Annotated in this window: 15 protein-coding genes; all 15 read right to left on the reverse strand. The window is 57.6% G+C overall.

Translation table 11 applies throughout. From position 1 onward, the window contains the following. Positions 1-15: 15 nt before the first annotated feature. The 15 genes from Tchar_RS04605 to Tchar_RS04675 all read right to left on the reverse strand — a co-directional run bounded on the left by Tchar_RS04605 (position 16) and on the right by Tchar_RS04675 (position 15,176). Positions 16-471 carry a hypothetical protein gene (locus Tchar_RS04605; RefSeq protein ID WP_144327909.1) on the reverse strand — a complete coding sequence of 152 codons (456 nt, stop codon included), beginning with the start codon at positions 469-471 and terminating at the stop codon, positions 16-18. A gap of 106 nt (positions 472-577) precedes the next feature. After that, positions 578-2,101 carry a P-type conjugative transfer protein TrbL gene (gene trbL / locus Tchar_RS14195; RefSeq protein WP_144327910.1) on the reverse strand — a complete coding sequence of 508 codons (1,524 nt, stop codon included), beginning with the start codon at positions 2,099-2,101 and terminating at the stop codon, positions 578-580. 34 nt (positions 2,102-2,135) lie between these two features. Further along, positions 2,136-2,819, reverse strand: coding sequence for a P-type conjugative transfer protein TrbJ (trbJ, locus tag Tchar_RS04615; protein ID WP_161595452.1), 684 nt, complete (start codon positions 2,817-2,819; stop codon positions 2,136-2,138). 20 nt (positions 2,820-2,839) lie between these two features. Next, entirely contained in the window at positions 2,840-5,284 is a 2,445-nt protein-coding gene (locus tag Tchar_RS04620) for a VirB4 family type IV secretion/conjugal transfer ATPase (RefSeq protein ID WP_144327912.1), read from the reverse strand. Further along, positions 5,285-5,596 (reverse strand): conjugal transfer protein TrbD, encoded by a 312-nt coding sequence (gene trbD, locus Tchar_RS04625; protein ID WP_144327913.1) that lies wholly within the window; start codon positions 5,594-5,596, stop codon positions 5,285-5,287. An 18-nt stretch (positions 5,597-5,614) separates the two neighbouring features. Next, on the reverse strand, positions 5,615-5,968 hold the full coding sequence (locus Tchar_RS04630) for a TrbC/VirB2 family protein (protein ID WP_144327914.1): 354 nt from the start codon (positions 5,966-5,968) through the stop codon (positions 5,615-5,617). A 102-nt stretch (positions 5,969-6,070) separates the two neighbouring features. After that, positions 6,071-7,492, reverse strand: coding sequence for a toprim domain-containing protein (locus tag Tchar_RS04635; protein WP_144327915.1), 1,422 nt, complete (start codon positions 7,490-7,492; stop codon positions 6,071-6,073). Further along, positions 7,483-8,004: a lytic transglycosylase domain-containing protein gene (locus tag Tchar_RS04640; protein ID WP_144327916.1), complete on the reverse strand. Its 522-nt coding sequence runs from the start codon at positions 8,002-8,004 to the stop codon at positions 7,483-7,485. The genes Tchar_RS04635 and Tchar_RS04640 overlap by 10 nt, the downstream gene beginning before the upstream one ends. Next, entirely contained in the window at positions 8,004-8,315 is a 312-nt protein-coding gene (locus Tchar_RS04645; protein WP_144327917.1) for a hypothetical protein, read from the reverse strand. The genes Tchar_RS04640 and Tchar_RS04645 overlap by 1 nt, the downstream gene beginning before the upstream one ends. A gap of 8 nt (positions 8,316-8,323) precedes the next feature. Continuing rightward, positions 8,324-9,892 carry a TrbI/VirB10 family protein gene (locus tag Tchar_RS04650; RefSeq protein ID WP_161595453.1) on the reverse strand — a complete coding sequence of 523 codons (1,569 nt, stop codon included), beginning with the start codon at positions 9,890-9,892 and terminating at the stop codon, positions 8,324-8,326. Continuing rightward, positions 9,849-10,823: a TrbG/VirB9 family P-type conjugative transfer protein gene (locus Tchar_RS04655; protein WP_144327919.1), complete on the reverse strand. Its 975-nt coding sequence runs from the start codon at positions 10,821-10,823 to the stop codon at positions 9,849-9,851. Before Tchar_RS04655 ends, Tchar_RS04650 begins: the two co-directional genes overlap by 44 nt. Positions 10,824-10,840: 17 nt before the next feature. Further along, complete coding sequence (locus Tchar_RS04660) at positions 10,841-11,587, reverse strand: VirB8/TrbF family protein (protein WP_144327920.1); 747 nt, start codon at positions 11,585-11,587, stop codon at positions 10,841-10,843. A gap of 716 nt (positions 11,588-12,303) precedes the next feature. Beyond that, the gene (gene repC / locus Tchar_RS04665) at positions 12,304-13,161 is read right to left on the reverse strand and encodes a replication protein C, IncQ-type (RefSeq protein ID WP_201739303.1); all 858 of its coding nucleotides are present in this window, start codon (positions 13,159-13,161) and stop codon (positions 12,304-12,306) included. Then, entirely contained in the window at positions 13,133-14,050 is a 918-nt protein-coding gene (locus Tchar_RS04670) for an AAA family ATPase (RefSeq protein WP_161595454.1), read from the reverse strand. Before Tchar_RS04670 ends, repC begins: the two co-directional genes overlap by 29 nt. 16 nt (positions 14,051-14,066) lie before the next feature. After that, the gene (locus tag Tchar_RS04675; protein ID WP_144327922.1) at positions 14,067-15,176 is read right to left on the reverse strand and encodes a hypothetical protein; all 1,110 of its coding nucleotides are present in this window, start codon (positions 15,174-15,176) and stop codon (positions 14,067-14,069) included. Positions 15,177-15,190 lie beyond the last annotated feature (14 nt).

Consider the following 15,190-nt stretch of genomic DNA (forward strand, 5'->3'; position numbering starts at 1 on the left):
TCTGAAACCCCCGGATCATTTTTGCTTCCACAAAACCGGAATCGAATACGATTGCCCGCCCACCGGCGAAGAAACCTGCACATAGAGCCGGTCGGTTTCTTTCGAAAGCTCAGCGCCAGGACGCACGAAAACAATCGCCTTAAAAGTAACGGAACCAAATGACGATAAAGTTCGCTGATCGACGCCGGTCTTTATGATTAGATTTTTCGCGCGATCAGACGAGAAGTCCGAGACGGGGGAAACTTTGACAGTCACCGGAAACGAGGTTTCAGCATTTTTGCTACCGCCGACGTTTCTTGAGACGGTTACGAGCAACTCAGCTTTGGAATGCCGCGGATTGACTTCGAACGGTATCGGACCAACACTGACAGAGATACCGGAAATAAATGGCCCTGACGATTGCTCGGCAAAAGAACTCAAAGAATGCGTCGTCAGAACGAACGCAAGTACAGCAAATGCCAACTTTTTCATTTTGCGCGCTCCTCTGTGTTACACATCCTCTAGAGGAAGCGGAAGAAAAAAACCGCCCCGTGGGGGGCGGAAAAGCTCGGCAAGGAGCGCGCGAGTGTATTTGTTATTAGTCGCCGAGTCCGAGGCGGATCCCAGGCGCCGCGCCGGTATGCCCGTCGCCGGGCATCATGCGCCGGCGGCGTTTCGCAAAAGCAGACATTTCGTCAGACGCAGCACTTGTTTTGTCTGCAGCTTTGAGCAGCATGCGCGAAAGCTTGCCTGACGACGCGCGTGCACGCATATCGCGCTTTTTCTCTGCTTCTTCTTCGCGATAGTCGCGCAACCGCCCGCCGCCGGGTTGCGCGGCTTTCGGGTCAATTTCATCCCCTGCGCCTGTCGTGCCCGCACCAGCGCCACCAGCGTTGCCACCAGCACCACCAGCGCCGCCACGCACGACACGCGGATCTGCAAATCCTGGTGCACCACCGGCATCAGCACCACCGCCGCGCGCCGACGCCCCGCCGGGGTCCGCGGACGCCCTCTCTTGCTTTCCAGCCCCGACCGCCGCTTGCACACCAGCGCCGCGGTCCACACCACCGCCAGCGCCGCCAGCAGCAGCGCCACCGCCAAAAGCCCGCACCGCGCCACCGACCGACCCGAATCCGCCGGCGCCCGCAGGGCCACGCCCGACACCGGCCACCGCCCCGACCGCCGATGCCGGCGCGAAGGCCGCCGCCGCACGGCCCAGCGCCATGCTCGACACACGAGCGACGGGCGATGCGACAGCCGCCGCACCGGAAGCTGCGTTGCTCAGCATCCCCGACGCCGCCGACGCGGTGTTTGACAACGACAGGGATGCTGCGCCGGACAGCGCAGAACCCGCAAGCGACGGAATCATGAATGACATGACCGCAAAAACGCCACTCGATCCCAAAATTGACAGCATGTCCGAAACAGCGAACTTTGACGCCCCGGACACATTCGTTGCCATCGTGTCTAAACTATTCGCAAATTCGGTGCCAAAACCCGCGAGAACAAAGATCACGAGCAACTTGCCGCCGGTTGAAACCGCGTAACCAAAATATTTTTCAGCAAAATTCATCGTCCAGCGGGAACCCGAAAATCCCAACATCAACGCGCCCGCGACCATTACGACCAGCATTTCTGCTTTGACGACAAAAAGCTGTAGCGCAATGATGACAAACGAGACGATGATCGTGAGGGCGGTCAAGGCCAGCAGAATCGCGTTTGCCAAGTTGTCTGAAACTTCCCAAAAATACCCACTCGTGTCTGTTGCCCAGATTTGGGCTGCAATTCTGATTCCTCTGTCAATAAGCGCCGACGGTGTTGTCGGCAGTGAAGAGCCGGAAATTTGCTGACCCGCCTGTTCAAACGACTGCTGAATCAAGGGAATCCAACTGTCTGCCTGCTGAATGACAGTGAAGAAGAATCCGAGCGCGGCGACTTTGAGAATGACGCCGCCAAACAAATCGCTCAGTTCACCTTTTTTCAGAACAGTTTGAGCACCAAACCACGCCAATTCCAGCACGGCAAGCATGCCAAAAAGTGCGGTTGCAATCGTCAGCGCATTGGAAAGCCACCCGCTGTAAGTGGCTTCCATGAAAGACAGCATGCGATCGAGCATGTCCATTGCGCGCTCCTTTCATTTTCACTGCCGACCGAATTCAAAGCCGGCGGCCCGCGTCACGCCAGAACTCGCGAAACGCCTCTTCCTTCTTTTCCTTTTCCCGAATTTCAGTTGCCATGAAATTCTGCCGAGCCTGCTCAGCAGCGATAATTGTCCCGTGCAGCGACTGAATTTCGTTGACCATCAGCCCGGCAATCTGATTGCCAGCCTGTAGCACCTGCATCCGCCCCTGCGCCGACTGAGACGCCGCTTGAATTTCGGCAAGCGCCTCTTGTGCATCGCGCATGCGATTCGCATTCAACCCCGCCGCACGCAACGACTCTGCAATCTGGTTTTTCACACCAGTCCGCCAGCGCTGAATCATTTGCGCATAATTCAGAGACGCGACATCGTTATAATGCGACGCAAATTGCGTCAGCGCGTTTGCCGACGCGTTGGCCGCACCGTCCACCGCCGCGATGTTGTCGATCAGATCAGAAATCTGAACCATGATTGATGGCCACATTTGCGTTGAAAGACCCAGCGTATTTTGAATCATATTCTGATACTGCTGAATCAATTGCTGTACTTGCGCGACATTTTCCCCATAAATCGCGATGAGTTCTGAATTGTTGGCAAGTTGCGTGAATTCCGTCGCCATGCCAGCCGCTCCCCCAGCCCGCGCCGGGACGGTGGTGAAAGCAAGAGAAGCGGCCAGTACCGCGATGAGATGCTTTTTCATGATGCATGTCCTCCAACAAATCACTCGTACGACAACCACGCTTCTGCAGCGTCCGCAAGCCCGCATTCGCGCAGCCAAGTTGCCGGCCAGGCCTCTGGGTCTTCTGTGGCTAGCGCTCTAATCCGACGCAGCGACTCTTTGTCGGAACGCCCGACAAATGCGAGCTCTTCTGCAGTGAGCCCCAGCTCAAACACCCGCCGCCCGTCCGGGTGCAGGTGGAAATACTGGCGCTTCGGCGTCATGCGCGCGATGATTTCAATTTGCCGCGAGTTCAAGCCGATTGCTTGATACAGCGGCATCAGCGCTTCAGTCTGCGCTTCCGAATTCGCAAGCAGAATTTTCGAGGGGCACGACTCGAAAACGACATCCGCAATGCCCGAATTCGACAAGTCTGACAACGATTGTGTCGCGAAGATGACCGCCACGTTTGATTTACGCAGCACTTTGAGCCACTCCCGGATCTTCTCGCGGAAAACTGGATGCCCGAGCATGATCCACGCTTCGTCGAGCACGAGCAGCGTCGGCGAGCCGTCAAAACGCTTGCTCAGTCGATGAAACAGCATCGTCAGCGCCGGAACGACAAAGCGTTCACCCCGCGACATCAGATGCTCGATTTCGAACACTTGAAAGTGCGATGAAGACAGCGTATCTTCTGCCGCATCGAACAAATGCCCTGCCGGGCCGAGTAGCGTATAGAATTCGAGCGCCGCGCGCACTTTTTCGTCTTGAACGACTGTCACAAATGCGGTCATCGTACGCTCAAACGGCATCGTCGTTTGCTCAGCCAGTTGCTTGACTGCGCGGAACAATTCTTTGCGAATTTCTGGCGTCACCTCGAGTCCCTGCAGCCCGCACAAGCTCTCAAGCCATTCCGCCGCCCACGCGCGCTCAGCGTCTGTATCGATTTCAGCAAGCGGACAAAACGTTACAGCCGCATCTTCGCCCGCGATGTCGTAATGTTGGCCGCCCGCGGCGAGCACAAGCGGCATCATCGAGTAGCCCTTGTCAAACACGAATGCCTGCGCGCGCGGGTAGCGAAAATGCGCAGCAACGAGCGTCGCGAGCAGCGTCGACTTGCCCGAACCGGTCGGGCCAACAATTGCCGTATGCCCCAAGTCGCCGGCGTGCAGGCAGAGGCGGTACGGTGTCGCGCCGTCGGTTGCGGTCAGCAGCAACGGCGGTGAACCCGCAGGATAAAACGGGCACGGATGCTTCACCGGCCCTGTCCAGACTTGCGTCACCGGCAAATAATGCGCGAGATTCATCGTGTTGATCAGCGGTCTGCGCACATTCGCGGCGACGTTGCCGGGCATCGAGCCGATATACGCTTCCATCGCGTTCACGTCTTCGATCATGCACTCGAAACCCGCATCGACAATGCGCTTTTGCACTTGCCGCGCAGTTTCGCGCACGACTTTCGCATCTTCGTGTGCGAGCAGAATCACGCTCGTCCAATACCCGAACCGCACCAGTCCCGACGAGTTTTCCGCTTCCGCTTCCACCGCATCGCGCGCCATCGCGTCGGCGTCGAGATTGATATGCGTCACATTGCCGCCTTGAGACGAACGCAGCAAATTCATCAGCGACAGGCGCTTTTGTGCCCATTTCGAGCGGAATCGCTTGATTTCCTTGTCGGCTTGGCGAGCGGACAAGAAAATAAAACGGTTCGACCACCGATATTCAACCGGCAAACGCCCGAGAAAATCGAGAATGCCAGGATGTGACGTGGCCGGCATGTCGGAGATCGTAAGCGCAATGACCGTCTTTTGACCGACAATCGGCTCAAAACCCGGCGTCACCCCAATGCGCCCCAAGCGCGCATCGAGATACATCGGGATTTCGGGCAGTATGTAGCGCTCGCGACGCTGAAAATCAACGCATTCGGCAAGATGCGCGAGCAGCGGCGAGTCAATCGAGCCGTCGGGCAATTCGCGATCAATCAGTCGCTCGATTTTCATGAGACCGGACAGCCGGTCTCGGACTTCGCGCAGCGCATTCTTGAAACGGGCCAGCGCCCGCGTGTGCGAGCCCTGCGTTTCGCCGCCTTCAACGAAGATTGCCTCCACTTTCGACGCCGCATCAGGATCGGGGTGCCAGCAGAACGTCATCACCGCCCGCGTCTCAAAACCGGCGTCCTCACCCTCCCGCGCAATCGCCCGGGCATCGGCAAGCAGCCGTGTCGTCCGGTCGGGAAACTCACCCGGCGGCATCACGAACCGCGAGCGCTCGCGCATCAGATCGACGTGAGCGCTCCAGCCGTCGGGCAGAAGCAGCGCGGCGTTCAGTCGCGCAGCTACCGCGACGAGTTCCTCGCGCGTCGACGAGTCGAGGTCAGGTCCGCGGAAAGCAAAAGCAGACAAAAAAGCGCCGGATTTTGTCAGTACAATGCCATTATCAATCAAACCTGCCCACGGCAAAAAATCCGGCAGGCCCAAGGCTTTGGAGCGGAATTCTTGCAGTTGCATTTATTTCACCTCGCGAATTTCAACGGGCAGCGCAAACGGCGTGGAGGCCGACGGGATGTGACGCTTTCGCGTGTACCGCAACGATCGAAAATACACTTTCGAGAGTTTCGGGTCTTTTTGCGCCATGCGCTGCAAAAAGAATAGCCCCACAAACCAAAGCACCGCCCCTGTAATAGCCGCCCACAGCTGAAAAAGAGAGACAATGAAAGTCCCGGCAACAATACCGAGCATCATCACGAGTTCTCGCTCACCGTTCAACAACAGCAACGGTCGAACCAACGACCGATGCACTGGAACTTCCCACGCGTCCATGCGCCCTCTCCTTTTTTCTCAAAACAGCAGGCCGCCCGAATTGACGAGGCCCAGCGTCGTGAGAAAGTTGTTGCCGAGAACAATGAGCGCAATACCGAGAACGATATACAGCAGCCGTTTAGCGATATTGCCCAGCTCATCCCCGCCAAAGACCAGCGTCGCGCCGGCAGCCAAAAATGCCACAACCGAAATCGCGGTTGCAACCGGCCCAGTCAAATTGTTGCGAATCGTCGTCACGGCGGAATCCCACGGCAACCCCGTCCCGGCAAACGCCGCGGGCGCAGCGAGCGCGGACGCGGCCGCGATTGCGGCGGTGTGACGGGCCTTTTTCACGATGTACGTGTTGCGAACACGTTCAAAGAGCTTTTTCATGATGCCAAACCCCTTTCGAGCTAATTGAGGTTGATTGATTGTGTGACGCATGGACGCGTGGTACACACACAAAGGTAGAGGAACGGGAAGAAATAAGTGCGATCAGCGCTCAACACCGAGCTCAGTGCGCCGCTTTTCAATGAGCTTTTCAAAGCGTTCCCGCACCGCTTCCGGCGCGGCAGCCGCATCCATCCAGCGCCTCACCGCTTCGGGGCCCTCGCTCGTGAAGATGTCCCGCGCGTCCGCGCCCACGGGCCGCGAGCGGCCCATAAATGCGACATGAGCATTGGCTTCCCGCGCGGCTTCGCACGCTTTGAGAACCGCTTGACTCTTCAGCTTGCCGTCGCGCGTTAGCGCTATGTCATTGTCGGCGGCAATCACAATTGGGTTGTCCGGCAATTGCTCGCGCAGCAATTTCGCAACAGACACCAGATTGTTAGACGAAAAGCATGCCACCGCCAGCCCCGCACCCGACTGGTGCACCGCCAGCGCCGTCATCACGCCCTCGCACAAGACAACCCGCGCTTTCGAATCACGCGCCTGCGCAAACCAGTTCGGCACATCGTCCGCGGCAATCAGTGGCACGATGGCAAATGCTTTTTCCAATTTAGAGCCTCGAATCATTGTTTTATCCGTTCCGAATTCCTGGTTTTCTGCCGGCAGCAACATTTGAATACCGCCAATGCGCGCGCGACCATCTTCCCACTGAAACATCGGAACCGCCACCGCGCCGGCATACGGCCCACTGGCACACACGCCAAATCCTTCGTTTTTCAATGCGCGCTCTGGAGAGGGCGCGCCTTTGACAAAATGCCGGTGTTCCGCGGGGGCCGGCTTCAATGCCAGCTTTGACCAAATCGATTCGATTCGCTCGAAATCATGTTCAACACGTGTCTCGCTCAATAACGATGCCGTGACCATCGGGCAAGCAACGTCGCGTTGCTGACGAAACGCGCGTTCAGGTGCGTAGAATTTCAGCATTCCGTCTTTAAATGTGCCAACCCACGGCTCACCCAGGTCTGCATCACCGCGATGACTCCAGAAAATCGCTGCATCTTCCGTAACATGCAGCCGCCCCGCCGGGGAGCGGCCATTGGCATTCGAAAAATACCCGATTCCCTGCGAAATTCGTTTCAATTCCCACCCGTGACGCGCGAGGCTTTCTGCCGCCGCTGAAAACAGCTCATGCTGACTTAGCCGCTGTTGGGGCATGGGCGCGGCCCTGCGAATTGCAAATCCCGGCTCTGCATTCAAAACATCTTCTGTGCGCGCGCGAAACACTGGCACAGAAAACGACGTTTGAACTTTCGAAAAGCGCGAATCGAAAATCCAGTCGCGTTGTCGCCCGAAATGCCAGATTTCCAGCGTATCGCCGCCGTCACGGATACGCCCCATGAATTCATTACGATCACCGGGCGCCGTAAATTCCCAAAGCGCGCCTGTACGTCGGCGGCAAGCAACCTTTTCGCCGAAGATTTTTTCCAGCGCGTCGGCTATACGCGTTGTTTTTTCGATCACCGCCACGACATTTCTTCAAAACTTTTCGCGCTTGCAACGATCAGCGGCGAACGCGCCGGCGAGATGCTTTCTCGTCGAGCATTCGCGGCATGAACAATTGCTGCCCCGCCGTTGTTCCAGCGGGCCAGCACTTTTTGCGCGTACGAGAACCCCGTTTCGCTAAAGCGCCCGGTGTTGTAGCGTGACAGCGCTGGCACAATCGCGCCGCTGCTACTATCTAGAGCTTCGCGAAGAATGTTTGCGCCCGCCGCGACATTCGCGCACGGGTCAGAGAGCAGCCGCTTTTCATCGATACCATGCGCCGCGAGTCGAGGCAGATGCGAAGAGTTGACTTGCATCAAGCCGAAATCCGTCGTCCCGTTGCGATTCGCTCGATTGACCGCGTCGACGCGCCCACCGGACTCCACCGCGATCACGGCATTAACGATTCCCGCGGGCAGATTGAAATGCCGCTCAAGCGGATCAATGCACGCAGGAAACGGCAGGGATGCAGCAAGCAAGAGAGCCGAAGCAAGCATCACCGCACCTGCAACACGACTTCGCCGTCCCGCACGCGAATCGAAACCCCCGGCGGCAAGTGCGCCGCAACAGGCTTCAGTCGCTCAGCAATGTCAACGTCCGACTTTAACTTCGAGATACTCGACACGCGCACGAACACGCGATCTTTCAGTTGCCCGTCGACACGAAATGCCATGCCCGATTTCGCGGCTTCTTGCTGCAAAAACACCTGCATTTCGCCAACGAATTCGTCCGACGACGGTGCTTGCGCCTTCGCATTCGAAAACAGCGCCGCCATGACGAGCGCGACAATGACCAGAATTTCACCCATAATCCACCTCAATCACGATACGCGGGCAGCGACACCGAACGATTGACCAGCACATTGAACAGATAACCCGGGCGGATTTCGAGCGTTGGCGCAATATTCAGGTTTTTCCGTAAAACCGCCTGCGCCGTCTCATTCAACGAATTCGCCGCCGCTTGCGTTGCCTGTTGCGAGGCCGTTGGCGCGGAAAACGCACTCGAATTCTGTGGTTGCGCCTGTTGCGCGAGCGCGCCGATCATTGAAACAAGCAGCGCGTTGCCCCAGGTACGCCAGAAATGCGTGTGCACTTCGTCAGACATGCCCGCTGCACCGACGGCATCCGTTGCCTGCATTCCTTTGAGATTGATTCGCCGCCCGTTCGGGAAAATCAGCTCGTCCCACACGGCTAGAACACGCTCTTGACCGTAAATGATTTCCGAGGAATACCGCCCGACAAGACGCGAGCCAGCGGGAATCAGTTTGACGCGGTAGTCAAACGTGTCAAACACGTCTGACCGCACCTGCGCAACAATTGAGCCGGGCAAGTCGGAATTGATTGCAGTGAGCATTACCGCGGGAATCGTTGTTCCAGCGGCAATTTCATTGCCTGCGCGCTTTTCCGCGACGCGCGAGTCGAGATAGCCCGCGTCGCGTTCGCTTTCGAGAAAGCGTTCCGCTCGTTCCGCCCGAGCAACGGGATCATCAGCAGCACCAGGAGCGCCGGTCCGCGCAGCGGCAAAAGGCACGGGCGGAACTGCGGCTGCAGCGTGGACACCAGGGCCGCGGTTGGCGGCAGCGGCAGCGCTCGCGAGCGCCGCGTTGACCGCATCGAGGCGCTCAGGCCGGGGTTGACCGGTGTATGCCACAGCCTCGCCACCGCCGCCAGATCCTGCGCCGACACCCGCCGGGTTGACGCCAGCGCGAGCGACCGCGCCGCGCATCGAGGCGCCAGCAGCATCGTCGACGAGCTTCGCGGTGTAAGCGCTCTGATCAGCGACGAGCTTCGCGCGCAAGCGATCGTATCGGTGTTTTTCTAGCCACTCGAGATACTGCTCGCGCGGGGTCGGCGGGCGATTTTGTGCAGACGCAGACGACGCACCCGGCGCAGAAGCATCCCCGGGCGCATCAACGGGGCGCGGAACACCGGCGGCGTCCGACAGAGCAGTGTCGGGCGAAGACTTCGAAAGATCTTGCACGCGAGGCGCTGTCGCAACAACTGTAGTAGATTTGCTATTGCTATTCGCAGACCCACTTTTAGCCGCGTCGGCGGATTGTGCATCACCCTTTTGCCCTGACATCGCAATACCGATTGCGAGCCCGGAAATAATGACAAATCCGCTAAACCACATCAGCTTTTTGCCTTTGTCCGAAGCGCGTTTCGTCTCTTTCGGCGCGGCATGAATCTTCAACTCCTGCGCCGTCACGCCCGGGCCAACGACATCTTCGGCGGATTGCGCATAAACGCTATTTTCACCGCCCGAGATTGCATTCCCCGCCGACTGATTCGCGGGGTCAAGTGCGGGATCGTAAAACGTCGACATTTCTTCCCCCGTCAATTCACTTGCGAACACAATCGACAACGCGCGCGTTGCTGCCAACATCAAGAGCGAGCGAAATTTCGTTTGGCGTTCCGTCAACCACGAGATACGACCCGCTACGCCGCACATTCAGCAGCTGCAATTGCGCGCCCGACTTGCGAAATACGGCCGGAATTTCTTTGCCCTCAAGCGAATCAGGAAGCTGAATGAAAGTATGCGTTTTCGTCGCAAAAACCTGCGTCGGCACAAATTCCCGAGCAGCACGCGAATTCGCTTCGCAACGCATCGAGAAATCGAGCTTGGTCGGATCGAATTCCGCCGCCGGGCCTTCGGCAACAACGGTCCGCTCTTTATGCTCGCGGGCGCGACGTTCAGCTTCCTCGCGAGCCAGCCGGGCCGATTCCTCAGCCGCCTGAAGCTGCTTTTTCAAGCGTTCAATTTCCCGCGCTTCCGCTGTTTGCTTGCGCAACATGTCGGCAGGATCGTAAAAGCCGACAATCGGGGTGTATTCCTTTGCCGACGCGACGACGTGCAGGTAATACAGTCGACCTGCATCCGTTGTCACCGCAAGATTGGTCGAAATGCCCCCTTGGGTCGGCTTCAGAAAAATGACGGGGCGGTCACCGGCGGTTGTTTGCTGCACAAGCCAGCGCACTGTATCGCCAAGCGCGATACTCGTAATCGTCTCGCCGGGAATCAAACGAATTGTGCAAACATGCAGAGGCGCGCACGTAACTGTCGGACGCGAAAAGTCATACGGATAGCGAATTTCGCCGTTTTCGCCGACCAGCGCGTCAGCAGTTCCGGTTTGCTCCCACTTTTTGTATGCCTCCAGCGCCGCGCGGTCACGCGGGGAAAGCTTCGCGCCGCCAGCAGGCTCTTTTGCCGCCGGGAGGTTGTCAAACGGCGGGGGCGTGACGGTTTGCGTAGGAACATTCGCGAAAGCAATGGCGCCAACAAGCGCGGCGATGGTGGAGACAAGGATTTTTTTCATGATTCAGTCCTTTCAATTCAGGCGGAAACCTTTTGCCAATTGATTTGTTTGATGTAAATCCCCAGCGGATTCCAATAGAACAACTCAGGATTTGAGGCAATCTTTTCGTCAAAGCCGATCGAAATCAGCGCCCGCCAATTTTCACGTTGCGCTGTCAAACCAGGCTCTTGCGTGACTTCAATCCAGTCGATTTGCCACGTGTCCGGGCCGGCGGGAATGACGGTTTGCACCTGCACCGACACGACTGTGCCTTTTTTCTGCAGCGGCAGACGAACATCGCGCTGGAATTCCGTGACCATCGGCGCGACATCGGTTGAGAGCATCGCAAATGCGCGATCAATCAGAACCTGTTGCGAGGAGAAATCGCGCATGAGCGAGCGGGCGTTAAAAATGAAGTTCGCGAGTTGCGCTTTGACGACGCGCTCGTCGTGCTGACCCGCTTTTTGCAATTGCGCGGGCCGCGCGACGGCAACCGGCGAACCAAGGTCGTCGACGGCAATCACAAAAGGCTGGATTTTTGATTGCGAGCCGATGAAAACGACGCCGAAAACCGCGATTGCGGCAACGCCGATTGCACCAATCGCAGCCATACGCCAGTTTTTTGCGCGGGAAATCAAATCACCATAGCGCTCATCCCACTCGCGACGGGCATTGAGATACGGATTGGCGATCGGGCCGGCAGACCCGGCAGCCGCCCGGGCGATGGACCTTGAGTCCGATGCGCCTGGCGCACGGGAGGAAGATGAGGACTTTTTGAAAAGCATCGAAATGCTCCTGTGTTTGGTGTTTGTGTTCGACAGAGAGGGTTGCTAAGGTGTAGAGGAACGGGAAGAAATAAAACAGCGAGCAGCGGCGGGGCGGAAAAGAGCACAAAACGTTTTTGTGCTGTGTGCTGCTCACTCAGACAGAGGTGGCGGAAGAAATAAACGCCGCGGCCGCATTGGGGGTTGGCCTGCGGGTACCGCGGAAGGCCACCGCGGGCACCTTCTGCGTGGGTGGGCGGGTGGAGGGATGGGAGGGGAAAGCAAGAGGGGGCCCCCTTCTCTTGTTTCGTCCACCCCGAGGCGCGGCGAGCCGTCGGCGTGTGGTTGGGGGTTTGGGGCGGGGATGGGGTGTGGAAAGCAAGAAGGGGTCGCCCTACCCCCCCCCTCTCTTGCTTTCTTTCCTCCACCCCGAGGCGCGGCGAGCCCGCGACCTCAAGGGGAGCGGGCGGCAAAGCCGCGCCCCTTAGAATCTCTTAGACTCTCTTAGAGAGTCTTAGAGGGGATGAGCAAAGTCCGGCTACGTATTTGTTTTTCAAAGGTTTTTTCAGGTGTGCCGGGTGGCGTTAGCTTGCGGTTTGGGTGGCGTTAGCTTGCGGTTTGGGTGGCGTTAGCTTGCGGTTTGGGTGGCGTTAGCTTGCGGTTTGGGTGGCGTTAGCTTGCGGTTTGGGTGGCGTTAGCATGGGGGGTCAGCTACTAGCATGGGGGGTCAGCTACCGTTAGCGGGCGGTTTTTGGGAGCTTCGGGCGCTGAATTTCGAAGCGACCGGTAGCGTACTCGGCGACCCGCCAGCCCAGATCGGATAGCTCTTTGAGGGCGCGCTTGCCGGCTTGCCGTCTAGTCTTCAGCGTGTTCGGGTTGTCCGCTTGTGTCGGCCACGCGTAGCTGCACAGGGTGTCGAGGTCGACCTTGCCGCTTCTGCCTGGATCAATCCAGCCGCACAGGCGCTGATGGATCAGCCGCGCGGCATCAGACTTCAGAGAGCGCACTTCGTGCATGTCGATGTGCACATGCTGTCCATCGCCCAGCACCGCGCGGGCGATCAGCGGGTTGAGTGCCACCGTAAGCTCACCCTTGCCATCGTCACTTGCGTAGAACGACAAGATTCTGAAGCCCATGCGGCGTCCATTTTGGTCCGCAATGAGCACCGATATCGCCCATAGTCGTTCGAGGCAGTCCCGAATGGCTTTTGTGTCACCGGGGGCGTAGCCAATTTCGCGCGCAAGCGCCCGGTAGCTGCAGCGGACGGCAAGAGCCCTTTTTTCCACCGCCGCCCACTTCGGCTCAAGCGATGCGCGCAGCTCCTGCCCAACAGGGGAGGTCGGCGCCGGCGGCAGAATCGCGCCGACCGGCCCCGCCAGCGCCACCAGCCCCTGAAGGACGCGCAGGTCGCCAGCGCCCAACGGCTCAGGGCCCCAGAACCGCACCACGACATCCCCGAAGCTGTGTGTGATGTCCAGCTTTTCGCGCTTGCGCTCACCTTTTTGCAGACTGCGAAAAAGCCCCGGCACAAGACAGTGCGCGCGGTCATGGCGCGCATGATTGACCTCAAAACACTGCTCTGCGCTCGCGCTCATCGCGAACCCCCTTTCTTGCTTTCGTAGTAACACCATCCGCGCCGGAAGTCAAATTAGCCTCAGCGCCAAGATGCCGAACTTTCACCATTTCCACCCCGCCATCCGCGCGAATTTCAAAAATCGCCGGCGAATGGTTGCTGTACTCAGGCCTTGGCATTTCGTTGTATTTCGAAATCCCGAAAGCCACATATCGCGAACCGGGAGTGCGCGCGATATTGAATGCCTGAATTTCCTCGGGCGATAGCTCGCTCACTCCCGCAGCCCACCGAATAGCCCCCGGAAAACCATTGCCACCGGCGCGCGATAGGTAATGCAGACGCCAGCTTAGATCGTCCTTCGCGGACGATTGATTCGTGTGCGAAATCGTTAAAAGCGAGGTTTCCGCGAATTCGCTTCGCAGATGCCTCGCCAATTGCCGCTGCTGATCGTTATCAATTTCACGAAGCCCCGCGACGACCGACCCAATCGTGTCAATGATTGCAAATCCGATTCGACAATCCCTCAGCCCTTTTAGAATTTGCCCACCCTCATCGGTTGTAATCCAGCATTCAGAGAGCCGGTCAAAGCGAAACATTTCCTTTTCTGCCCGAATGAACAGGATATCGCTTTCCTCGAAATCGATTCCCAGGCGTACACAATCGCGGTGTATTGCATCCTTTCCAGAGGCTTCTCCTGTAATCCACGCGACGGCCATTTGCCGGGTTTTTTTTCCGAACCACGGCAATCCTTGCGAAACCGCGTCGGCCATTAGCAGCGCCAGCGTCGATTTCCCTTGGCCGGGCATCCCGGAAATATCGCCAATTGCGCCCAGAGGCAGAATACCTTCGATTAAGTATTCCTGGCTGGGCGCGGGGCGATTGGCAAATTCACGAACGTGAAACTTGTCCATTTTCGCCCCTCCCCGTTTAAGCAGCAAACAGTGCCAATTGCCGCTCATGCGTGTGCAGCCGCATCATTACCGGATATTGTGAAGCGGCGCTAATCGGCTCCGCATCGGTTCCCGCTTTCGCCGCCGACATTGCAATGCGCGCAAGCGTTCCCTGCCGTTGCAGCCGTGCCTTGGCTTGCGCTTGGATTGCTCTTTGACCGCGATCGGCGATTACAGAAATCGCGTGGCCGTCGCCGCACTTTGTCGCTTCTCGAATATCCCGGCCTTCAATGGCTGCAAAAATCGCGGCGTATCTTTGTGCGACGCCGAGGCGCGAAAAGTCCAATATTTGGGCAAGCTCGTCCGGGATGAGGCTGTCGACGATGATTGAAATCGCTTTCCACGCGGCGGGTTTTTCGAGCACGCGAATTTTTTTACTCTTATCTTTAGCGATTTCGTCGGCCAGCGCTTTTCCGCGCGGGTCACTTTCAAGCACTGCGCGCAATGCGGCGAAAATGTATTTCCGGCACGTTATTTCCGAAACGGTTCCTCTTTCCTCTGCGAGCTCGCTCACCGCGATTTTGATGAGACTTTCGACATCTTCGTATCCGACCGGGATTTTTTCACCAAAATATGAATCCAGGTCGCGAATTTCCGCGAATGTTTCTAGCGCCGACTCTGTAGCATCATCAACGCTAAAAATTTGCTCGTCATCCTCATCGCTTTCACCGCAGGCTGACACTTCCGATTCGCGAATTTCCAGAAGCGCCGAATTGTCGACCACAACACCTTGTAGCCTGGTGATTTTTTCTGCGAGAGTTTTTGCGACTTCGGGAATGGCGCCTTTTTTGATTTTTATCTCAACCGCGCCAAGCGCAATTTCCGTTGAGATCGAGAGTTTTGTTGAATGGTCATCGGCGTCTGCCGAGTTTCTGACGAGCTTGCCTGCCGATTTCGCCCACTTTTGTCCCGCTTCGGTATTCCAGCGGTTTCGCAAAATTAGTCGCCGCTGCTTATGCGCGATTTCTTCGAGCTTGCTGATTGACTCGAGATCTTTTTTCGTCAAAAAGATGCCGGTTTGCGCGGCGAGCGTTTTTGCAATTTCGACTGCAGTAGCATTGCGAATGTCCTGATCCTGAATGTCCATTTTCCGCTCCTTGC

It is taken from the genome of Tepidimonas charontis, from assembly GCF_007556685.1.
Lineage (GTDB): Bacteria > Pseudomonadota > Gammaproteobacteria > Burkholderiales > Burkholderiaceae_C > Tepidimonas > Tepidimonas charontis.